20 protein-coding genes are annotated in these 19,187 nt (G+C 70.9%); 13 read left to right on the forward strand and 7 right to left on the reverse strand.

The features are described from left to right. Nucleotides 1-40: 40 nt before the first annotated feature. The 3 genes from LQ772_RS16180 (at nt 41) to LQ772_RS16190 (ending at nt 3,310) form a co-directional block, all read left to right on the forward strand. A complete protein-coding gene (locus tag LQ772_RS16180) occupies nt 41-982 on the forward strand; it encodes a homoserine kinase (protein ID WP_231322343.1) in 942 nt (313 codons plus the stop codon). A 5-nt stretch (nt 983-987) separates the two neighbouring features. Next, a complete protein-coding gene (gene thrC, locus LQ772_RS16185) occupies nt 988-2,298 on the forward strand; it encodes a threonine synthase (protein ID WP_425600857.1) in 1,311 nt (436 codons plus the stop codon). A gap of 139 nt (nt 2,299-2,437) precedes the next feature. Beyond that, nucleotides 2,438-3,310 (forward strand): CPBP family intramembrane glutamic endopeptidase, encoded by an 873-nt coding sequence (locus tag LQ772_RS16190; RefSeq protein WP_231322348.1) that lies wholly within the window; start codon nt 2,438-2,440, stop codon nt 3,308-3,310. 36 nt (nt 3,311-3,346) lie between these two features. On the opposite strand, the gene LQ772_RS16195 is transcribed toward LQ772_RS16190, so the two are convergent. Beyond that, the gene (locus tag LQ772_RS16195; RefSeq protein ID WP_231322350.1) at nt 3,347-4,456 is read right to left on the reverse strand and encodes a GGDEF domain-containing protein; all 1,110 of its coding nucleotides are present in this window, start codon (nt 4,454-4,456) and stop codon (nt 3,347-3,349) included. A gap of 198 nt (nt 4,457-4,654) precedes the next feature. Between LQ772_RS16195 and LQ772_RS16200 the strand changes: the two genes are divergently transcribed. Both LQ772_RS16200 and ubiA read left to right on the forward strand, forming a co-directional pair. Continuing rightward, nucleotides 4,655-4,822, forward strand: coding sequence for a hypothetical protein (locus LQ772_RS16200; protein WP_231322353.1), 168 nt, complete (start codon nt 4,655-4,657; stop codon nt 4,820-4,822). A gap of 193 nt (nt 4,823-5,015) precedes the next feature. Then, entirely contained in the window at nt 5,016-5,945 is a 930-nt protein-coding gene (gene ubiA / locus LQ772_RS16205) for a 4-hydroxybenzoate octaprenyltransferase (RefSeq protein WP_231326083.1), read from the forward strand. Between the two features lie 133 nt (nt 5,946-6,078). Here the strand turns inward: ubiA and LQ772_RS16210 are convergent, their stop codons facing one another. Together LQ772_RS16210 and LQ772_RS16215 are read right to left on the reverse strand one after the other, a co-directional pair. Further along, nucleotides 6,079-6,795 (reverse strand): ComF family protein, encoded by a 717-nt coding sequence (locus LQ772_RS16210; RefSeq protein WP_425600813.1) that lies wholly within the window; start codon nt 6,793-6,795, stop codon nt 6,079-6,081. A 15-nt stretch (nt 6,796-6,810) separates the two neighbouring features. After that, nucleotides 6,811-7,017: a hypothetical protein gene (locus LQ772_RS16215; protein ID WP_231322356.1), complete on the reverse strand. Its 207-nt coding sequence runs from the start codon at nt 7,015-7,017 to the stop codon at nt 6,811-6,813. Nucleotides 7,018-7,161: 144 nt separating this feature from the next. Here LQ772_RS16215 and bioB point away from each other — a divergent pair, with 144 nt between their 5' ends. The 7 genes from bioB to treF all read left to right on the forward strand — a co-directional run bounded on the left by bioB (nt 7,162) and on the right by treF (nt 14,578). Then, nucleotides 7,162-8,163, forward strand: a complete 1,002-nt coding sequence (gene bioB, locus LQ772_RS16220) for a biotin synthase BioB (protein ID WP_231322358.1) — start codon at nt 7,162-7,164, stop codon at nt 8,161-8,163. 8 nt (nt 8,164-8,171) lie between these two features. After that, on the forward strand, nt 8,172-9,353 hold the full coding sequence (bioF, locus tag LQ772_RS16225; protein ID WP_231322360.1) for an 8-amino-7-oxononanoate synthase: 1,182 nt from the start codon (nt 8,172-8,174) through the stop codon (nt 9,351-9,353). Between the two features lie 27 nt (nt 9,354-9,380). Next, a complete protein-coding gene (locus tag LQ772_RS16230; RefSeq protein WP_231322362.1) occupies nt 9,381-10,274 on the forward strand; it encodes a sulfurtransferase in 894 nt (297 codons plus the stop codon). Further along, nucleotides 10,271-11,044 (forward strand): pimeloyl-ACP methyl ester esterase BioH, encoded by a 774-nt coding sequence (gene bioH / locus LQ772_RS16235; protein ID WP_231322364.1) that lies wholly within the window; start codon nt 10,271-10,273, stop codon nt 11,042-11,044. The genes LQ772_RS16230 and bioH overlap by 4 nt, the downstream gene beginning before the upstream one ends. Beyond that, nucleotides 11,041-11,919, forward strand: coding sequence for a malonyl-ACP O-methyltransferase BioC (bioC, locus tag LQ772_RS16240; RefSeq protein ID WP_231322366.1), 879 nt, complete (start codon nt 11,041-11,043; stop codon nt 11,917-11,919). Before bioH ends, bioC begins: the two co-directional genes overlap by 4 nt. 305 nt (nt 11,920-12,224) lie before the next feature. Next, the gene (locus LQ772_RS16245) at nt 12,225-12,992 is read left to right on the forward strand and encodes an SDR family NAD(P)-dependent oxidoreductase (RefSeq protein WP_231322368.1); all 768 of its coding nucleotides are present in this window, start codon (nt 12,225-12,227) and stop codon (nt 12,990-12,992) included. Then, the gene (gene treF, locus LQ772_RS16250; protein ID WP_231322370.1) at nt 12,989-14,578 is read left to right on the forward strand and encodes an alpha,alpha-trehalase TreF; all 1,590 of its coding nucleotides are present in this window, start codon (nt 12,989-12,991) and stop codon (nt 14,576-14,578) included. Before LQ772_RS16245 ends, treF begins: the two co-directional genes overlap by 4 nt. Before the next feature lie 78 nt (nt 14,579-14,656). On the opposite strand, the gene LQ772_RS16255 is transcribed toward treF, so the two are convergent. Both LQ772_RS16255 and LQ772_RS16260 read right to left on the reverse strand, forming a co-directional pair. Next, on the reverse strand, nt 14,657-15,526 hold the full coding sequence (locus LQ772_RS16255; RefSeq protein ID WP_231322372.1) for a DUF72 domain-containing protein: 870 nt from the start codon (nt 15,524-15,526) through the stop codon (nt 14,657-14,659). Between the two features lie 102 nt (nt 15,527-15,628). Next, nucleotides 15,629-16,183, reverse strand: coding sequence for a DNA-3-methyladenine glycosylase I (locus tag LQ772_RS16260; RefSeq protein ID WP_231322374.1), 555 nt, complete (start codon nt 16,181-16,183; stop codon nt 15,629-15,631). A 79-nt stretch (nt 16,184-16,262) separates the two neighbouring features. Between LQ772_RS16260 and LQ772_RS16265 the strand changes: the two genes are divergently transcribed. Next, nucleotides 16,263-17,150: a DMT family transporter gene (locus LQ772_RS16265; protein ID WP_231322376.1), complete on the forward strand. Its 888-nt coding sequence runs from the start codon at nt 16,263-16,265 to the stop codon at nt 17,148-17,150. A gap of 73 nt (nt 17,151-17,223) precedes the next feature. Here the strand turns inward: LQ772_RS16265 and LQ772_RS16270 are convergent, their stop codons facing one another. Together LQ772_RS16270 and LQ772_RS16275 are read right to left on the reverse strand one after the other, a co-directional pair. After that, a complete protein-coding gene (locus LQ772_RS16270) occupies nt 17,224-18,171 on the reverse strand; it encodes a pyridoxal-phosphate dependent enzyme (protein WP_231322378.1) in 948 nt (315 codons plus the stop codon). Beyond that, nucleotides 18,168-19,163 carry an aldose 1-epimerase gene (locus LQ772_RS16275; RefSeq protein ID WP_231322381.1) on the reverse strand — a complete coding sequence of 332 codons (996 nt, stop codon included), beginning with the start codon at nt 19,161-19,163 and terminating at the stop codon, nt 18,168-18,170. The genes LQ772_RS16270 and LQ772_RS16275 overlap by 4 nt, the downstream gene beginning before the upstream one ends. Nucleotides 19,164-19,187 lie beyond the last annotated feature (24 nt).

Raw genomic sequence — 19,187 nt, forward strand, 5'->3', positions numbered from 1 at the left:
CCGCCCAAGGTCGACGGTCAGCCGCGCCATCGCCGTCGCCATGCCGGCCACTGAGCCTTCCCCATCGGTCGCCAGCGCCTTCGCCCCCGCCTGCGTGGGCAACGTCGGCGTGGGCTTCGACATCCTGGGCCACACGCTGGCTGGCGCCAGCGACCGCGCGCAGGTCAGGCGCATCGACGAGCCGGTGGTGCGCATCGCCGCCATCGAGGGCATGGTGCGCGACCTGCCACTGGAGGCCGAACGCAACACCGCCGGCGCCGCGTTGCTCGCGCTGCGCGCCGGACGGGCTCTTTCGCACGGCTTCGAGCTGACCCTGCACAAGGGCATCGCGCTGGGCTCCGGGATGGCCGGCTCGGCGGCCTCGTGCGTGGCTGCGCTCATCGCCGCGAACGCGTTGCTGGATGAGCCGCTCCCGCGCGAGGCGCTGTACGGCTTCGCGATGGACGGCGAGGCGGTGGCCAGCGGCGGGCGCCACGGCGACAACGTCGGTCCGCAGTTGCTCGGCGGCCTGGTGCTCGCGACCGCCACGCGGCTGGTGCGCATCCCGGTGCCGGCGGCCTGGCATTGCGCGTTGGTGCATCCGCATTGCGTGCTGGAAACGCGCCGCGCGCGCGCGGCGCTGGCTGGAAGTTACGCGCTGTCCGATTTCGTCACGCAAAGCGCCAACCTCGCGCAGGTGATCGCCGGCTGCTGGCGCGGCGACGCGGTACTGGTGCGCGAGGGCCTGAAGGACGTCCTGGTCGAACCGCGCCGCGCGCCGCTGGTACCCAACTTCCCCCGCGTGCAGCAGGCCGCGCTCGACCACGGTGCGCTGGGCGCCAGCATCTCCGGCGCCGGCCCCAGCGTGTTCGGCTGGTTCGAGGACGCACCCCGGGCGACCGCCGCCGCCGACGCGATGCGCGCCGCGTTCGCCGAAGCCGGCCTGGACAGCGACGTGCTGGTCGGCCCCATCGACGGCCCGGGCGCGCAGCTGCTCGCATGAGCGCGCTGCGCTACCTGAGCACGCGCGGGAGGGCGCCCGCGGCCACCTTGAGCGAGGCGATCGCCGCCGGCCTGGCGCCGGACGGCGGGCTGTACGTGCCCGAACGCCTGCCGTCGATCGACCTGGCCGCATTCGATTCGCTCGGCGACCTGGCCGCCACCGCAAGCACCCTGCTCGCGCCGTTCTTCGCCGGGGATCCGCTGGCCGACGCCCTGCCCGCGATCTGTGCCGAGGCGTTCGCCTTCGATGCACCGCTGCGCCCGCTCGCGCGCCCGGACGCGTCGCTGCTGGAGCTGTTCCACGGCCCGACCGCCGCTTTCAAGGACTTCGGCGCACGCTTCCTCGCCGCCTGCCTGCGCCGGCTGCGCGCGGCGGATGCGCCGCCGCTCACCATCCTGGTCGCCACCTCCGGCGACACCGGCGCCGCGGTGGGCGCCGCGTTCCACCAGGCCGGCCCCGGGCCGAGCGGCGTGCGCGTGGCGATCCTCTACCCCGACGGCCGCGTCTCGCCGCGCCAGGCGCACCAGCTGGGGAGCTTCGGCGACAACGTGCACGCATTGCGCGTGGCCGGCAGCTTCGACGACTGCCAGCGCATGGTGAAGGCGGCCCTCAACGACCCCGCGCTCAGGCGCGAGGTGCCGCTCAGTTCCGCCAACAGCATCAGCCTCGGCCGGCTGCTGCCGCAGATGAGCTACTACGCGCACGCCGCCCTGCGCTGGCACCGGAACCACCGCGCGCCGCTCGGTTTCATCGTTCCGACCGGCAACCTCGGCAACGCCCTGGCATGCCTGTGGGCGCGCCGCATGGGCCTGCCGATCGGCGACATCCGGCTGGCCTGCAACGCCAATCCCACGCTGCCGGAGTTCTTCGCCGGGGCCGATTACCGGCCGCGCGATGCCGCCGCGACCCTCGCCAACGCCATGGACGTGGGCGCGCCCAGCAATTTCGAGCGGCTGCGCTGGTCGTTCGACAACGACGACCACGCCCTGCGCCATGCACTCTCTGCCCGCAGCGTCGACGACGCCACCATACGCGCCACCCTGCTGCGCCACGCCCGCGACCATGGCGAAATCGTCTGTCCGCACACGGCGACGGCCCTGGCGCTGCTTGAGGAGGAGCCGCAAGGCGACGCACATCACTGGGCGGTGGTCGCGACCGCGCATCCGGCGAAGTTCGAAGCCGTGCTGGAGCCTCTGCTCGGCCAGGCGGTCCCGGTGCCGCCCGCGCTGGCCGCCATGCTCGGGCGTCCGTCGCAGGCGGCGCCGATGCCCGCGGAGGACCAGGCCCTCGCTCAGTGGTTGCGCAAGCTCGCCTGACCGGTCATCCGCGGAGCGGGAACCACGAGGGAGCCGAGGGCGTTCCGGCATGTGACGAACGGCATCCGGCCGAACGGGCTATTTACGGGAGGGCGGCAAAGCCCTGACGCTGCGCTTCGTCCACAGGCAAGGAGCGCACATGAAACAGTTCTTCCGCGATCGGCAGGGATCACTGCGCAACGGGTGGTGGATCCTCCTCTTCCTCGCCTTGTTCGTGGCGAGCCAGCCGGTCTACACCCTGGCGTCGAAAGCGGTGCAACGGCTCGGCGTGGACAAGCCGTGGCTCGCGCCCCTGCCGGTGGTCTTCCTGCTGCTGGTGACCTGGGCCTGTTTGCGATTGCGCAGGCAGCCCCTGGCCGCGGTCGGACTGCGACTGGACCTTGCCTGGGCGCGCGGGGCTTTCGCCGGGGCGGCGCTCGGGTCTGCGCTGATCCTGGCCGTGGCGGGCCTGATCGCGCTTTCCGGCGGCGTCCGCTTCCATCTCGATCCGGCCCGCAGCGTCCGCGCGCTGGCGATGGGCGCGTGGGCGTTCACATGGGTCGCGCTGCTGGAGGAGCTGCTTTTCCGCGGTTTCGTGTTCCAGCGACTGGTCGACGGCATCGGTCGCTGGCCCGGGCTGCTGGCGATGGCGGCGCTGTTCGCGCTCGCGCACTGGGGCAATCCCGGCATGGAGGGGCCGACGCTGGCCTGGGCCTCGATCGACACGGTGCTTGGCGCGCTCCTGCTGGGGCTGGCCTACCTGCGCACCGGCTCGCTGGCGCTGCCGATCGGCATCCATTTCGGATGGAACTGGGCGCAGGGCGCGCTGCTCGGCTTCGACGTGAGCGGCTTCGGCCAGGCCGGCTGGCTGCTGCCGGAAATGCTCGGTGGGCCGCAGTGGCTCAGCGGCGGCGCGTTCGGTCCGGAAGCGAGCATCTTCGCGGTGCTGGTGGACGCCGTGGCGGTGTGGCTGATGTGGCGCTGGAGCGGCAGCGCGAGCGCGCGTGAGGCCATGCTGGCGCCGTTGGGGTAATCCATACGGACGTCTGGACGTCCGCCGCCCGCCGGCTTAGAACAGGTCAATACTGCCGGTGCTCATCGACTCGGCCACCAGCGCACCCTGGCGGACCAGTTCCTCGTAGCCGTGGGTGCGGTTGCGGCCGTGCTCCTTGGCGAAGTACAGCGCCTTGTCGGCGCGGTCGATCACCGTCTCCGGGTAGTCGCCCATCGCGGCCAGCGCGTAGCCGACGCTGACGGTCACGTGGCCGACCTGCGGGAACAGGTAGCTCGCGACCCGCTCGCGGAAGCGCTCCAGCGCGCGGCGGGCCTCGGCCTCGTCGTGGCCGGCCAGCAGGATCACGAATTCCTCGCCGCCGAAGCGGAACAGCACGTCGCCCTGGCGGAAGCTGGCGCGCATCTGCTGCGCCAGCAGCAGGATCACCTCGTCGCCGTAGATGTGGCCGAAGGTGTCGTTGATCCGCTTGAAATGGTCGATGTCGAAGATCGCCAGCCATACGCCATCGGACGCGGCGCGCCCGGCGCGGCGTTCGTCTTTTTCCCTGGCCGCGCCCGGGCAGTGGAACAGCCGCTGCAGGTGGCGCTCGAAGGTGCGTCGGTTGTACAGGCCGGTCAGCTTGTCGCGTTCGCTCTCGTTGAGCAGGGTGATGTAGTTGGCGTAGATCCGCGCGAAGCCTTCGGCCAGTGCGTGGGCGCCGTCCAGCGGAGCATCCGATTCGAGCTGCAGCGCGCCCAGCGCGCGTCCTTCGTGCAGGATCGGCACGTATAGGCAATGGCCCTCGGCGTTCGCCTCGGCATGGCTTTGCTGCTGGTCCATGCAGTGCCAGACCGGGGCGAGCGCGGGATCGTCGGCGTCCGGCGCGCAGGCGCGCAGCGAGAACACGCCCTGCGCGTCGGCGGCACAACGCACCAGGCTTTCCACGTGCCGGCCGTCGACCGCGCGCTTGCACAGGACGACCGCGCGTGCCGGCGCCAGCTCGGCCAGCGACAGCGCCAGTCCGTGGTCGAGCGCGTCGATGTCGCGGTGATGGGTGAAGGCGGCCACCGAGTCGAGCAGGCGCGCCTGCGCCGGCGGCATGGGGCTTCGCAGCGTCGGCGCGGCCGCGGGCAGGATCCGCGCGGGCGCCGCATTCTGCGCAACGATGTCGTATGCCACGGACATACCCGGCCTCCTGCGGATAAAGGGGCGCTTGCCTTCCGGCCGTCGCTTGCACGACGGGTACCTTCGCTCGGGGTATCGGCCGCCACGGGGCGTGCTTGAGCGGCGTGTCCCGAACTGTGGCGCAGCACACCTTTTGCGCGCGCTTGACGGGTGTTGCGCAACGCTGGTGTCCCTCCATCCCCTCCTGGAGCCAGTGCCATGCCGAACAACCCCCAGCATCCCGAACCGCCGATCGCGCAGCCGGGCAAGCAGCGTCCGGAAGAGGAAATCCGCAACCCGGGCCACGCCAGCCCCGCCCGCGACGCCGACGCCGATCCACTCGGCAGCCCGCTGGACGAGAACGACCCGCTGGACCCGCTGCCCTGAGCCTTGCCTGAGTCTTCTCCCGGCCGGGTAGCCTTCGGGCGGACGAGGTTTGCGGGGAGAAAAGCGCCGTGCCGCCCAGATCCGGGCGAGGCGCCGGGCTAAACTGCCGCGCATGGCTCCTCCTCCCCGCAAGCGCCAGCGCCGCACGCCGCCGACCACGACGCGGCCGCGCCCCGCCGCACCCGTCCGCCCGATCCGTCCGGCCGACAGTTCGACGCGCGCCACGCGCGTGCTCGACCTGCTGCTGCGCCCGCTGCCGCCGCACTGGCGCGAAAACGCCGCCGACTATCTCGTGCTCACCCGCATGGATCGCCCGATCGGCGCGCTGCTGCTGCTGTGGCCGACCTGGTGGGCGCTGTGGCTGGCCGCCGGCGACTTCCCGCCGTGGGGCCCGCTGGTGATCTTCACCCTGGGCGTGTTCGCCATGCGCTCGGCGGGCTGCGCGATCAACGACTACGCCGACCGCAAGCTCGACCCACAGGTGGCGCGCACCGCCGGCCGGCCGATCGCCAGCGGCCGGGTCAGCCCGCGCGAGGCGCTGGTCGTGTTCGGCGCGTTGCTCGCGTTCGCCTTCGTGCTGGTGCTGTTCACCAACGCGCTGACGATCAAGCTGTCCTTCGCCGGCGCCGCGCTGGCGGCGATCTATCCGTTCACCAAGCGCTGGACCTACCTGCCGCAGGTCGTGCTGGGCGCGGCGTTCGGCTGGTCGATCCCGATGGCGTTCGCGGCGGTGACCAACACGGTGCCGCCGCTGGGCTGGCTGCTGTTCCTGGGCAACATCCTGTGGTCGGTGATCTACGACACCGAGTACGCGATGGTCGACCGCGACGACGACCTCAAGGTCGGCGCCAAATCCACCGCGATCCTGTTCGGCGATGCGGACGTGCCGATCCTCGGCATGCTGATCGGCACCTTCCTGCTGGCGATGCTGTTCGTCGGCCAGCGCGGGGAGCTGCCCTGGCCATACTGGCTCGGCCTGCTCGCCGCCGTCGGCCTGTTCGGCTACCAGCTTTGGCTGATCCGCAGCCGCGCCCGCGACGCCTGCCTGGCCGCGTTCCGGCACAACAACTGGGTCGGCCTCACCTTGTGGATCGGCATCGTGCTCGGCCTCGCCATGAAATGAAGCTGGGGTGGGGTGGGCTTCAGCCCACCGTTCCCGCTCCGTGGCGGTGGGTAGATGCCCCTCTTATGTCGATGGGCCGCGTGGTGAGGGAGTAGCCGTTCCCCGTCGCGTCGAAGGGCCGCGCGCTCCGAAGTCACCGCTGCCGCGACGACGGCGCCCGGGCCAGCGCCCACACGTCCACCCGCGCCACGCCCGCACGCTTGAGGACCCGCGCACATTCGGCCAGCGTCGCGCCGGTGGTCATCACGTCATCCAGCAAGACCACGTGCGGGGGCAGCGGCGCGCCGTCGCGCAGCGCGAACGCCCCGTGCACGTTGCGCCGCCGCGCCGCCGCATCGAGCTCGGTCTGCGCCACGGTGGCGCGCGAACGGAGCAGTCCGTCGTGGCGCACGGGAATGCCCAGCGCACGACCGAGCGGCCGCGCCAGCTCCAGTGCCTGGTTGTAGCCGCGCTCGCGCAGGCGCGCACGGTGCAGCGGTACCGGCAGGATCAGCGCCGGCCGCGCGACTGGCGGCACCGCGCGCTGCCACAGCCGGGCCAGCGTGCGACCGGCGGCCAGGTCGCGGCCGAACTTGTAGCGCGCCTCCAGCCGGTCCAGCGGCCAGCCGTAGCGGAACGGCGCCCACGCCGCATCCCACGGCGGCGGCTTGCGCTGGCAGGCGCCGCACATCGCCACCGCGCTGGGCAAGGGCAACGCGCAACACGCGCAACAGCTGGTATTGCGCGGCAATTCCGCGGCACAGGCGTGGCAGAGATCCAGGCCGTCACCACCGGCGTCGCCGCACAGCAGGCAGCGCCATGGCAACAGCCAGGCATGCAGGCGGGAGAGTGGACGGACAAGCGCTTCCATGCGCATCGGCGGGTTTCAGTCCTTGGGCTTGTACAGCGCCGCATCAAGGATCGACCACAGATGGACGATCCAGCCCATCCACACGAACCACAGCGCGACGGCGAGCACGAACATGATGATCGCCTTGAGCAACCGGCCCTGCACCAACTGGCCCAGGCCGGGAAGGAAGAAGCTGCACACCGCCGCGATGACGTTGCCGGTGCTGCCCTGACCTGCGCTCATCTGCCTGGCTCCGTGGGGTCGGTACGCCGATGGTAGCCGACGGGCGTGGACGCAAAGTCCGTCAACCTGATGCCCATCTCGTCGGTTGACAGACGCAAGGCCCCTTCCCACACTGCCGCGTCCCCACGCGGAGCCGTCGCCCTCATGTTCCCTGCCCCGATCCGCCACGACTGGACGCGCGCGGAAGTCGCCGCGCTGTTCGCGCTGCCGTTCAACGACCTGCTGCATCGCGCGCACACGGTCCATCGCGAGCATCACGACCCGAATGCGGTGCAGGTCTCGACGCTGCTCTCGATCAAGACCGGCGGTTGCCCGGAAGACTGCGCCTACTGCCCGCAGGCACAGCGCTACCAGACCGGCGTGAAGGCCGAGAAGCTGATGAGCGTGGAGGCCGTGCTCGAGCGCGCACGGGCCGCCCGGGACGCCGGCGCCAGCCGCTTCTGCATGGGCGCGGCCTGGCGCAGCCCCAAGGACCGCGACGTCGCGAAAGTGGCCGAAATCGTTTCCGCGGTGAAGGGCCTGGGCCTGGAAACCTGCGCCACGCTGGGCATGCTGAGCGGCGAGCAGGCAACCACGCTCAAGCAGGCGGGCCTGGACTACTACAACCACAACCTCGACAGCGCGCCGGAGTTCTACGACCAGATCATCCACACGCGCGACTACCAGGACCGCCTGGACACGCTCGATCACGTGCGCTGCGCGGGCCTGAAGACCTGCTGCGGCGGCATCGTCGGCATGGGCGAATCGCGCGAGCAGCGCGCGGGGCTGCTGCAGACCCTGGCGAACCTGCCCGAGCATCCGCAGTCCGTGCCGATCAACCAATTGGTGCAGGTCGAGGGCACGCCGCTGCATGGCACTGCGGCACTCGATCCGTTCGAGTTCGTGCGTACCATTGCGGTCGCGCGCATGCTGATGCCGGCCTCGATGGTGCGCCTGTCCGCCGGCCGCCAGCAGATGGACGAAGCGGTGCAGGCGCTGTGCTTCCACGCCGGCGCCAACTCGATCTTCTATGGCGAGAAGCTGCTGACCACCGGCAACCCCGACGTCGCCGCCGACCGCGCGCTGTTCGCACGGCTGGACCTGCATCCGCTGGAAGTGGTCGAACACTCGGGCACGGTGCACGCCGACATCCTTCAATCCGCCTGATCGCCGCCGTGCGTCCCGACCTGCTGCAGCGGCTGGTCGTCCAGACATCCGAACGCGCACAGGCGGACCTGCTGCGCCGGGCGCGCACCGTCGATCACGCCGAAGGTCCCTCGCTGGAGATCGGCGGGCGCCGCCTGCTCGCCTTTTGCTCCAATGACTACCTCGGCCTGGCCCAGCACCCGCAGCTGATCGCCGCCTTCAAGCGCGTGGCCGACGACGAAGGCGTGGGCAGCACCGCCGCGCACCTGGTCTGCGGCCACCGTCGCGAGCACGCGATGCTGGAGGAAGCGCTGGCCGACTGGACCGGCCGCGAGCGTGCACTGCTGTTTTCCACCGGCTACATGACCAATCTGGGCGTGATGCAGGCGCTGCTCGGCCGCGGCGACCTGTGCGTCCAGGACAAGCTCAACCACGCCTGCCTGCTCGATGGCGCCACGCTCGCCGGCGCCGTGCTTCGCCGCTACCCGCACGGCGATGCCGCCGCCGCCGCGCGCCAGCTGACCGGCGATGCTCCGGCGCTGCTCGCGACCGACGGCGTCTTCAGCATGGACGGCGACCGCGCGCCACTGCGCGAACTGGCCGCGCTGTGCCGTCGCGAAAACGCCACGCTGATGGTCGACGACGCGCACGGGCTTGGCGTGCTCGGTCCCGAAGGGGCCGGCAGCGTCGCCGAGGCGGGCCTGGGCCCGCGCGAGGTACCGGTGTTGATGGCCACCCTGGGCAAGGCGCTGGGTACCCATGGCGCGTTCGTCGCCGGCTCCGCCGCGCTGATCGAGGGGCTGACCCAGTTCGCCCGCACCTGCGTCTACACCACGGCCATGCCGCCGGCGGTGGCTGCCGCGGCGCTCGCGGCGGTGCGGCTGGCACGCGAGGACAACTGGCGGCGCGAGAAGCTCGTCGCGCTGGTCATGCGCTTCCGCACCGGTGCCGCGCAACTGGGCTTGCCGCTGGCCGCTTCGGACACGCCGATCCAGCCGCTGCTGCTGGGCGATGCCGCCAGCGCACTCGCCGCGGCACAGGCACTGGAAGCGCGAGGCCTGCTGGTGACCGCGATCCGTCCGCCCACGGTGCCCGCCGGACAGGCGCGCCTGCGCATCACGCTGAGCGCCGCACACGAGGAGGAGCATGTCGACCGCCTGCTCGAAGCGCTGGCGGCGTTGCCGCGGGGCGAAAGCGCCGCGCCGGTATAATCGGCGACTCGCCGCGCCCCTTCCCGCATGATCGTCAACGTTGCCGCCTACCGTTTCGTCCCGCTCGCGGACCTTCCCGCGCTGCGCGAATCCCTGCGCGCGCGCGCCGAGGCGCTGGCGCTCAAGGGCACCATCCTGCTCGCGCCCGAAGGCATCAACCTGTTCCTGGCTGGCACCCGCGAGGCGGTCGACGATTACCTCGGCTGGTTGCGCGGGGACACGCGCTTTGCCGACCTGCCGGTGAAGGAGTCGCTGTCCGACCAGGTGCCGTTCGGACGCCTGCGCGTACGGCTCAAGCGCGAGATCATCACCCTGCGCGCGCCAGTCGCGCCGCACCAGGGCCGCGCACCCGCGGTCGAGGCGGCCACGCTGAAGCGCTGGCTCGACCAGGGCCACGACGATGCGGGTCGCGAGGTCGTGCTGCTGGATACCCGCAACGACTACGAAACCGACGCGGGGCGATTCGCCGGCGCGCTCGACTACCGCGTGCCCAGCTTCACCGCGTTGCCCGACGCGGTCATGGCCGACCGCGAGCGCTATCTCGGCAAGACCATCGTCTCCTATTGCACCGGCGGCATCCGCTGCGAGAAGGCCGCACTGCATCTGAGCGAGCTGGGGTTGGGCGCGGTGCTGCAGCTCGAGGGCGGAATCCTGAAATACCTGGAAGAGACCGACGGCAGCCATTGGGAAGGCGAGTGCTTCGTGTTCGATGGAAGGGGTGCCGTGGACCGCCACTTGCGACCGGCGGAGTTCCCTCGTCCTTCCGGGGAGAGGGTTGGGGTGAAGGGCGGCTCTTGCGGGGAGCCCGCATCTGAAACCGCCGCGCCAGCAACCTTCGCCGCGAGCCCCGGTCCCTCATCCCAGCCCCCTCCCCCCTTTTCGGCAAGAGCCGGGGGAGAGGACGCAGAAGCCTCGTCATGACCCTGCATATCGACAAGGTGGGCCACGGCCCGCAGCCGCTGGTGTTGCTCCACGGCTGGGCCATGCACGGCGGCGTCTTCGCGCCACTGATCGAAACCCTGGCCGCGCGGTGCACGCTCTACGTGGTCGACCTCCCCGGCCATGGCCACTCACGCGCCTGCGGCCTGCCGCTGGAACCACGCGCGATCGCCCACGCCATCGCCGCAGTGACGCCGCCGGCCCCGTGGCTGGGCTGGTCGCTGGGTGGCCTGGTCGCGCTCACCGCGGCACTCGACATGCCCGACCAGGTGCGCGGACTGGCGATGCTTTGCGCCACCCCCAGATTCGTGCGCGGCGCGGACTGGCCGCACGGCAGCGACGCCGCCCTGGTGCACCAGCTCGCGACGGATCTCGAAACCGATTACCACGCCACGCTCGAGCGCTTCCTCGCGCTCGAAGCGATGGGCAGCGCCGACCCCAAGGCCGAGCTGCGCCGCCTGCGCGCGGAGGTGTTCGAACGCGGCGAGCCGGAGCTGCGCGTGCTGCAGGAAGGCATCGGCCTGCTCGAACGCAGCGACCTGCGCGCACGCCTGCCGCAGCTTTCGGTGCCGAGCGTATGGATCGCTGGTCGCCGCGATCGCCTGGTGCCGCCCGCCGCGATGGCCTGGTCGGCCGAGCGCTGCGGTGGACGCTTCGTGGAGATACAGGGCGCCGGCCATGCGCCCTTCATCGGTCACGCCGGTGCCGTGGCCGACGCCCTGCAGCCCCTGTTCGCGGAAACCCCGGCATGAGCACGTTCCATCTCGACCGCGCGCGCGTGCGCCGCAACTTCGCCCGCGCCGCGGCGACCTATGAGCAGCACGACGTGCTCCAGCGCGAGGTGCAGGCCGACCTGCTTGGCCGTCTGGACTTCTATCTGCAGGCGCCCGAGCGCGTGCTGGACGTCGGCGCCGGCACCGGCCGCGGCAGCGCGTTGCTGAAGAAGCGCTACCCGAAGGCCCAGGTGATCGCGGTGGACCTGGCGCAACCCATGCTGCACGCGGCGCGCAAACACCAGGCGCTGTTGCGGCCGTTCCAGCGCGTCTGCGCCGAGGCCACCGCATTGCCCCTGCCTGACCGCAGCGTCGACGTGCTGCATTCCAACCTGTGCTTCCAGTGGATCGACGACCTGCCGGCGCTGTTCGGCGAGTGCGTGCGGGTGCTCAAGCCCGGCGGACTGCTCGCCTTCTCCAGCTTCGGCCCCGACACGCTGAAGGAACTGCGCGCCGCCTGGGCCGCGGTGGACCAGCACTCGCACGTCAGCCGCTTCCTGGACATGCACGACGTGGGCGACGCGATGATCAACGCGGGCCTGCGCGACCCGGTGCTTGACGTCAACCGCTACACCCTCACCTACGGCGAGCCGCGCGCGTTGCTCAAAGAGCTCCAGGGCCTGGGCGCCACCCATGCCGACCGCGCGCGCGAACGCCACCTCACCGGCAAGAGCCACTACCGCGGCATGCTTGCGGCCTACGAGGCGATGCGTGTGGACGGGCGTATCCCGGCCACCTGGGAAGTGGTGACCGCGCACGCCTGGGGCCCGCCGCCCGGCCAGGCCCGGCGCACGCCCGAGGGCGAGATCGCGACCTTCTCGCTGTCCAGCCTGCGCGGCTCGCGCCGGCGCTGAAGCTCGGCGGCCGATATCCCCTGCCGGCGCGTCTGAGCTCCTGCGACGGAGCCCACGGCCGCGGACATACCGCGGCGGCGCGCGGCCGACGCGCCCCGCGAGCCGCACGACGGGCAGCAGGTGCGCGTTCATCCATCGCCCCGTCGGGAGCGAAGCGCCATTGACCCATGCGGCGCACCGCCGCGCGGCGCGCCAGGCCGTGTCGGGGCGGTCGGCGGAGTATTGTGTGAGGGCGCGCCGCTGGCGCCGTCTTCACCCGCGCGCGCCTATGGTGGGCAGCCTCATCCACTTCCGAAGGAGCCGCGATGGGGTTGCAAGGCAAGGTCGCACTGGTCACCGGGGCGGCACAGGGCATCGGTCGCGCCATCGCGCTGCGGCTGGCGCAGGAAGGGGCAGCGGTGGTGATCGAGGATCGCGTCGCCAACGACCTCGCCCGCGAAACCCTCGCGCAGGTACAGGCGACCGGCGCGCGCGCCTGCCTGATCGAAGGCGACGTCGCCCAGGTCGAGGCCGTCCAGCGCGTGATGGCCGAGGCGGTGGCGCAGATGGGCCGCGTCGACATCCTGGTCAACAACGCGGGCGTGGAGCGGCGCGCCGGCTTCCTGGACGTCACCGAGGCCGATTACGACCTCGTGCTGGACGTCAACCTCAAGGGCGTGTTCTTCCTCACCCAGGCATTCGCCCACCACGTGCGCGACCGCGGCGACGGCGGTCGCATCGTCAACATCAGCTCGGTGCACGAGGAACTCCCCTTCCCGCACTTCGCCAGCTACTGCGCCAGCAAGGGCGGCGTGAAAATGCTGATGCGGGACCTGTCGGTGGAGCTGGCACCCTTGGGCATCACCCTCAACAACATCGCGCCGGGCGCGATCAAGACGCCGATCAACGCGCACCTGATGAGCGACCCGGCGTTGGTGAAGGCGCTGATGAAGAACATCCCCCTGCAGCGGCTGGGCTCGCCCGAGGAGGTCGCCGGCGCGGTCGCCTTCCTGTGCGGCGACGACGCCCGTTACATGACCGGCAGTACGTTGTTCGTCGATGGCGGACTGCTGTGGAACTACGCCGAGCAATGAGCGACGACACCAAACGCAGGAACGAGGAAAACGCGGCCAACGTTCCCAAGGCCGATACGCTCACGCCGGCGGACCGCTACCAGGAACTGTTCATCGCGGTGCAGATGGGTGGCGTGTTCACCGACAGCAAGACCTTCGTCGACTGCGTGCCGCGCGGCGACCCGGAAGACATCCTGGAGTCCTACCGCGAGCGCTGCGACGACGAGGGCTTCGACCTGGCCGGTTTCGTGCACGCCAATTTCGATCCGCCCGAAGTGCACACGAGCCACTACAAGTCCCCGCCCGGGCAGTCGCTCAAGGCGCACATCGACAGCTTGTGGGACGTGCTCACCCGCCACCCGCGCCAGCATCCGCCCAACGCCTCGATCCTGCCGCTGCCCAACGACTACGTGGTGCCGGGCGGGCGCTTCGCCGAGCTGTACTACTGGGACTCCTACTTCACCATGCTGGGCCTGGCCGAGAGTGGCCGGCACGACCTGCTCGCCGCGATGGCGAACAACTTCGCCTTCCTCATCGACACCTACGGCCACGTGCCCAACGGCAACCGCACCTATTACCTCAGCCGCTCGCAGCCGCCGGTGTTCGCGCTGATGGTGGAACTTTTCGAGGACAAGGGCGTGTGCAAGGCGGTCGAATACCTGCCGCGCCTGCGCAAGGAATACAACTTCTGGATGGCCGGCGCCGAGGAGATGCGCCCGGGCGACGCCCGCGACCACTGCGTGTGCCTGGACGACGGCAGCATCCTCAACCGCTACTGGGACGAGCGCGACACGCCGCGCGAGGAGTCCTACCGCGAGGACGTGCTGACCGCGCGCAAGTCGCCGCTTCCGGCGCACCGCGTGTACCGCGAACTGCGCGCCGGCGCGGCGTCGGGCTGGGACTTCAGCTCCCGCTGGTGCGACGGCACCGAGCTGTGCACCATCCGCACCACCTCGATCCTGCCGGTGGATCTGAACGCGTTCCTGTACAAGCTGGAGCGGCAGATCTGCCTGCTCAACCACGCCGTCGGGCAGCGCAAGCAGGCTGAGAAGTTCCAGCAACGCGCGGAGGCGCGCAAGCAGGCGATCGAGCGGCTGCTCTGGAACGACAAGGCCGGCGCCTACCTCGACTACGACTGGCAGCGCGACGAGCCGCGCGAAGCGCTCAACAGCGCCGCGGCGGCACCTCTGTTCATCGGCTTGGCCAGCCGCGAACAGGCCCATCGTACCGCCCAGGCCCTGCGTGACCGGCTGCTGCGCCAGGGCGGCATGGGCACCAGTGAACAGGACAGCGGCCAGCAATGGGACCAGCCCAACGGCTGGGCGCCGCTGCAGTGGATGGCGATCCGCGGCATGCGCAACTACGACATCGACGCCAACGACATCGCCTGCCGGTGGCTGCGCACCGTAGGTGCGCTCTACAAGAAAGAGAGCAAGCTGGTGGAGAAGTACGTGATCACCCATGACGGCGAAAATGCCGAGGGCGGCGGCGGCGGCGAATACCCGTTGCAGGATGGCTTCGGCTGGACCAATGGGGTGACGCGGCGCCTGTTGCACGAGGATCCACGCAACGAGGCGAACGAGGCGAAGGCGGCGAGCCGGTCGTAGCGCCTCGCAGGGGGCTTTGGGCCCACCATCGGCCTTGCGGCAGCGCGCGATGGACCGAAACGCGCCCTGGCCATCCGCTCAGAGACCGAGCTTTCGCATCAGCGACTGCGCATCGAAGGGCGCATGCACCTTGGCGTCGTTGTCGAAGTAGCAATACACGTCGCGCGATGCGCGCCTTGGCGGCGGTCGCGTGCTCGCGCGCACCGCATCCTCCGGCTCGCCGCCCCGCGCCCATTCACGGATGCGTGCGGCCCAGCGCTCCAGCGCCGCGTCGCCGTAGCCGCTGGTATAGAGCTTCTCGTCGCCGTGCAGGCGCAGGTACATGAAGTCCGCGGTGACGTCCTCCAGGTAGGGCCAGCGGCCGGCGGTGTCGGCCACCACCAGTGCCACCTTGTGCCGGCGCAGCAGGGCGATGAACGCCTCGCAGATGAAGCTCTCGTGGCGGATCTCCAGCGCGTGGCGCAGGCGCCGCTTGCGGTCGGGCGCAACGCTGGCGCCGTGCTTCAGGCGATGGTCGTGCCGACGCGCCAGCGCGGCCGCCTGGTGGGTGTCGCGCGGCAACGCTCCCAAGAAGTGATCGAACAGCGCTTCGTCGAAGCGCTGGTTCGGCGGGCACTGCCACAGGATCGGCCCCAGTTTCGCGCCCAGCTCGAACAGGCCCGAGGCGAGAAAGTTGGCGAGCGGCCCGTCGAAGTCGCGCAGCCGCTTGATGTGCGTGATGAAGCGCGGCCCTTTCACCGCGAACACGAACCCGCGCGGCGTGGCCTCGTTCCAGCCCGCATAGCTGGCCGGCCGCTGCAGGCTGTAGAACGAGCCGTTGAGCTCGATGCTGCCGACCTGGCGCGAGGCGTATTCCAGTTCGGCCCGCTGCGGCAGGTCCTTCGGATAGAACACGCCGCGCCAGGGCGCGTAACGCCAGCCGGATATGCCGATGCGCAGTGTCGCCACGCTCCGTCCCGTCCGCGGAAACCGCCTTCCATGCAAGCGTCTGGCGGGTGACGCACTGGTGAATCGCTCCCTCGCGGGCGTCGAAGGTCCCGTGGGCTCCGTTCAAACCTGCCGGTGGCGGAAGCAGCCCACCAGATGGTCGTTGACCATGCCGGTGGCCTGCATCAGGGCGTAGCAGATGGTGCTGCCGACGAAGCGGAAGCCGTCCTTCTTCAGCGCCTTGCTCATGCGGTCGGAGGTGGGAGTGGTGGCGGGCACCTCGGCACTGGTGTGCCAGCGGTTGCGCACGGGCTTGCCATCGACGAACGACCACAGGTAGGCATCCAGGCTGCCGTGCGCCTCGATCGCCTTCAGCGAAGCGCGGGCGTTGTCGCGCGTGGCGGTGACCTTGAGGCGGTTGCGGATGATGCCCGGGTCGGTGAGCGCCTGCTCCAGTTCGCGCTCGCTCATGCGCGCCACGCGCGCGATCTCGAAGCCGTGGAAGACCTCGCGGTAGCGCTCGCGTTTGGCCAGCACCGTGCGCCAGGACAGCCCGGCCTGCGCGCCTTCAAGGCAGAGGAATTCGAACAGCAGGCGGTCGTCGTGCAGCGGCACGCCCCACTCGCTGTCGTGGTAGGCGCATAGCAGGTCGTCGGTGGCCCAGGCGCAGCGGTGCATGTGGATCCCTTCGATGGCAGGGCGCCAATGTAGCGCAGCGCGCGGCGTACACTGGCGCACTTTCCCGATGCGCTCCCCGATGTCGAACCCTTCTCCGCAGCGCAGCGCGCTGGCCGCCCTGGCCGGCACCATCCTGATCTGGGCCTACAGCTGGGTAGTGATGAAGCAGGCGCTGAACTGGGCCGGGCCGTTCGATTTCGCCGCGCTGCGTTACCTGCTTGGCGCGGTGGTGCTGTTCGCCGCGCTGGCCGTCAGCCGCCAGTCGCTGCATCCGCCGCCGCTGCTTCCCACGGTGCTGATCGGCCTTTGCCAGACCGCCGCGTTCCAGGGACTGGAGCAGTGGGCGCTGGTGGGCGGCGGCGCCGGGCACGTGGCGCTGCTCGCCTACAGCATGCCGTTCTGGTCGGTGCTGCTGGCCTGGCCGCTGTTGGGCGAGACGCCTTCGGCGCGGCACTGGCTGGGCCTGGCGCTCGCGGCGGCCGGACTGCTGTGCATCCTCGAACCCTGGCACGGCCTGGGCAGTCCGTCGAGCACGGTGCTGGCGCTGGCCGGTGGCGCGGCGTGGGCGGCCGGCACGGTGCTCAGCAAGCGGCTGTTCCAGCGCCACGCGGTGTCGGCGCTGTCGCTGACCAGCTGGCAGATGCTCGTCGGCGCGCTGGTACTCGGTGCGGTGGCGTTGCTGGTGCCCGCGCGACCGATCGCCTGGAACTGGGCGTTCGCCGGCGCGCTGGCCTACAGCGCGGTGATGGCTTCCAGCGTTGCCTGGGGCCTGTGGCTGGTGGTGCTCAAGCGCCTGCCCACGACGGTGGCGAGCCTGTCCAGCCTCGGTGTACCGGTGGTCAGCGTGCTGCTGGCCTGGCTGATCCTGGACGAGCGGCCCGATGCGATGGAATGGCTGGGTATCGCGCTGGTGCTGGCGGGCCTGGCGGCGGTGGTCGGTATCGGCGCGCGCCGCACCCGCGGCTGAGAGGCAGGGAAAGCCTCAGCCACCCATCCACACGCCGAAAGGTTGAGGTGGACGGAAGTCCACCTGCGGCCCCTCACCAGGGCAACGCGTCGAGGTCGACGTTGCCACCGGTGAGTACCACGCCCACGCGGCGGCCGGCGAAGCGTTCGGGAGCCTTCAGGATCGCGGCGAAGGCGGTGGCGCTGGAAACCTCCACCACCTGCTTGAGCTCCCGCCACAGCAGGCGCATGGCGGCGATGGTGTCCTCGTCGGTCACCGTGATGATGTCGATCCGATGCTGGCGCAGCGCGTCGAGGTTGGGTTCGCCGACCAGCGCGCGCAGGCCGTCGCAGATCGTATCGGGCACCACGTCGGTGACGCGCTCGCCGCGGGCCATCGAACGCGCGGCGTCGTCCGCCCCGGCCGGTTCGCCCGCATGCAGGCTGAGCGTCGGCCGCAGCGCATGCGCGGCGATGGCCACTCCCGAGGCAAGGCCGCCGCCGCCGACCGGCGTGACGATCGCCTCGATGTCCGGGACCTGCGCCAGCAGCTCCAGCGCGATCGTGCCCTGCCCCGCCATCACCTGCGTGTCGGCATACGGATGCACCAGCACCGCGCCGGTGTCCTGCACCAGCTGCGCGGTGGTCGCCTCGCGCGCGGCCTGGGTCGGTGCGCAGCGGTGCAGCACCGCACCCGCGCGCTCGATCGCCTCGAGCTTGGCGCGTACGGCGCCCTCGGGCACCACCACGTGGGCGCGGATGCCGCGGGTCCCGGCCGCCAGCGCCAGCGCGTTGCCGTGGTTGCCGGAGGAATGCGTGACCACGCCGCGCGCGGCGGCGGTCTCGTCCAGCGCCCACACCGCATTGCAGGCGCCGCGAAACTTGAACGCACCGCCGCGTTGCAGGTTCTCGCACTTGAAGTACAGCTGCGCGCCGGCCAACGCATCGAGCGCGTCGCTGCGAAGCACCGGTGTCACGCGCGCATGAGGCGCGATGCGCGCGGCCGCGTCCTGGATTTGGGCGAGAGTAGGCAAAACTGTCATGGGGTATCGATCTCCACGCCGCAGCGGAACATCCGTGCGGCACCGGGTTCAAGTCGGATGGCTTCGGCGCAGTCGGGCCGGTTGAAGGCGTCGGGCAGGCTTTCCATCGGTTCGAGCGCGAGCGAGCGACGCGCATCGCGTTCCAGCGTATCGCCGGTGAAGGCGAGCAGCACGCCGTGCTCCTGCCACACCGCGATGCCGATGCCGCTGGCCGGATCGCGCAACCGGGCGCGCATGCGGCCATCGGTGTCGGCCTGCAGGCCGACGTAGGTGTGGTTGAGTTCGATCGCGCCGATCGCGCGCGGCTGGCGGAAGTCGAGCGCCGGTACCTGCGCCAGCGGCAGGTAAGCGGCCTCGCCAGGTAGCGGTATGAAGTCCGCACCGGTGCCGATCACGCAGGCGGCGGGGATGGCGAGCTCCCATGAAGCCAGCGCACCATCGCCGACGCGGAAGTACGGATGCCAGCCGGCGAAGGCCGGCGCCGCGCGCACGCCGACGTTGCGCAGGGTCGTTTCCAGCGTCAGCCCGTCGACCGCCAGGGTGTAGCGCACGACCAGGTCGAGCGTGAACGGGTAGCCGGGCTGCGGCGGAATGGTGGTGGCGAACGACACGCGCGCCGCTCGCTCGCCCGCCTCCAGCGCGCCGATGGCGAAGTCGGCATCGCGCACGAAACCATGCCGGCTCGCGCGCGCCGCGCCGGCGAGGCCGGGCGAAAGGTCGTGATCGTTGCCGTCGAAACGATAGCGCGCATCGGCGACGCGGTTGGCGAAGGGTGCCAGCACGGCGAACCGCGAGCCCGGGCGTGCTGCCAGCTCCACCGCGTCGCGATAACCATCGGCGAACTGCACGAACCGGCCGCCCACGGTCGCTTCGATGCCCAGCACGCAGGCGCCATGCCGCGCGATGCGCACGCGGCGACCACGCGCGCTGTCGTTCAATACGACGACCGGCTGCGTGTCCAACCACTCGATGGCGACGTCGAAAACGCCCATGTCCCGTCCGGTCGCGAAAGCGCC

This window comes from Frateuria edaphi, assembly GCF_021117405.1.
Lineage (GTDB): Bacteria > Pseudomonadota > Gammaproteobacteria > Xanthomonadales > Rhodanobacteraceae > Frateuria_A > Frateuria_A edaphi.

Excerpts from the sequence above, each read along its gene's own strand:
- bioC (WP_231322366.1), top strand. The coding sequence starts at position 11,041 with ATGAGCACGTTCCATCTCGACCGCGCGCGCGTGCGCCGCAACTTCGCC.
- bioH (WP_231322364.1), top strand. The coding sequence starts at position 10,271 with ATGACCCTGCATATCGACAAGGTGGGCCACGGCCCGCAGCCGCTGGTG.
- LQ772_RS16190 (WP_231322348.1), top strand. The coding sequence starts at position 2,438 with ATGAAACAGTTCTTCCGCGATCGGCAGGGATCACTGCGCAACGGGTGG.
- LQ772_RS16265 (WP_231322376.1), top strand. The coding sequence starts at position 16,263 with ATGTCGAACCCTTCTCCGCAGCGCAGCGCGCTGGCCGCCCTGGCCGGC.
- LQ772_RS16230 (WP_231322362.1), top strand. The coding sequence starts at position 9,381 with ATGATCGTCAACGTTGCCGCCTACCGTTTCGTCCCGCTCGCGGACCTT.
- LQ772_RS16195 (WP_231322350.1), bottom strand. The coding sequence starts at position 4,456 with ATGTCCGTGGCATACGACATCGTTGCGCAGAATGCGGCGCCCGCGCGG.
- LQ772_RS16210 (WP_425600813.1), bottom strand. The coding sequence starts at position 6,795 with ATGGAAGCGCTTGTCCGTCCACTCTCCCGCCTGCATGCCTGGCTGTTG.
- LQ772_RS16245 (WP_231322368.1), top strand. The coding sequence starts at position 12,225 with ATGGGGTTGCAAGGCAAGGTCGCACTGGTCACCGGGGCGGCACAGGGC.
- LQ772_RS16275 (WP_231322381.1), bottom strand. The coding sequence starts at position 19,163 with ATGGGCGTTTTCGACGTCGCCATCGAGTGGTTGGACACGCAGCCGGTC.
- LQ772_RS16200 (WP_231322353.1), top strand. The coding sequence starts at position 4,655 with ATGCCGAACAACCCCCAGCATCCCGAACCGCCGATCGCGCAGCCGGGC.
- LQ772_RS16260 (WP_231322374.1), bottom strand. The coding sequence starts at position 16,183 with ATGCACCGCTGCGCCTGGGCCACCGACGACCTGCTATGCGCCTACCAC.
- LQ772_RS16215 (WP_231322356.1), bottom strand. The coding sequence starts at position 7,017 with ATGAGCGCAGGTCAGGGCAGCACCGGCAACGTCATCGCGGCGGTGTGC.
- bioB (WP_231322358.1), top strand. The coding sequence starts at position 7,162 with ATGTTCCCTGCCCCGATCCGCCACGACTGGACGCGCGCGGAAGTCGCC.
- LQ772_RS16180 (WP_231322343.1), top strand. The coding sequence starts at position 41 with ATGCCGGCCACTGAGCCTTCCCCATCGGTCGCCAGCGCCTTCGCCCCC.
- LQ772_RS16270 (WP_231322378.1), bottom strand. The coding sequence starts at position 18,171 with ATGACAGTTTTGCCTACTCTCGCCCAAATCCAGGACGCGGCCGCGCGC.
- treF (WP_231322370.1), top strand. The coding sequence starts at position 12,989 with ATGAGCGACGACACCAAACGCAGGAACGAGGAAAACGCGGCCAACGTT.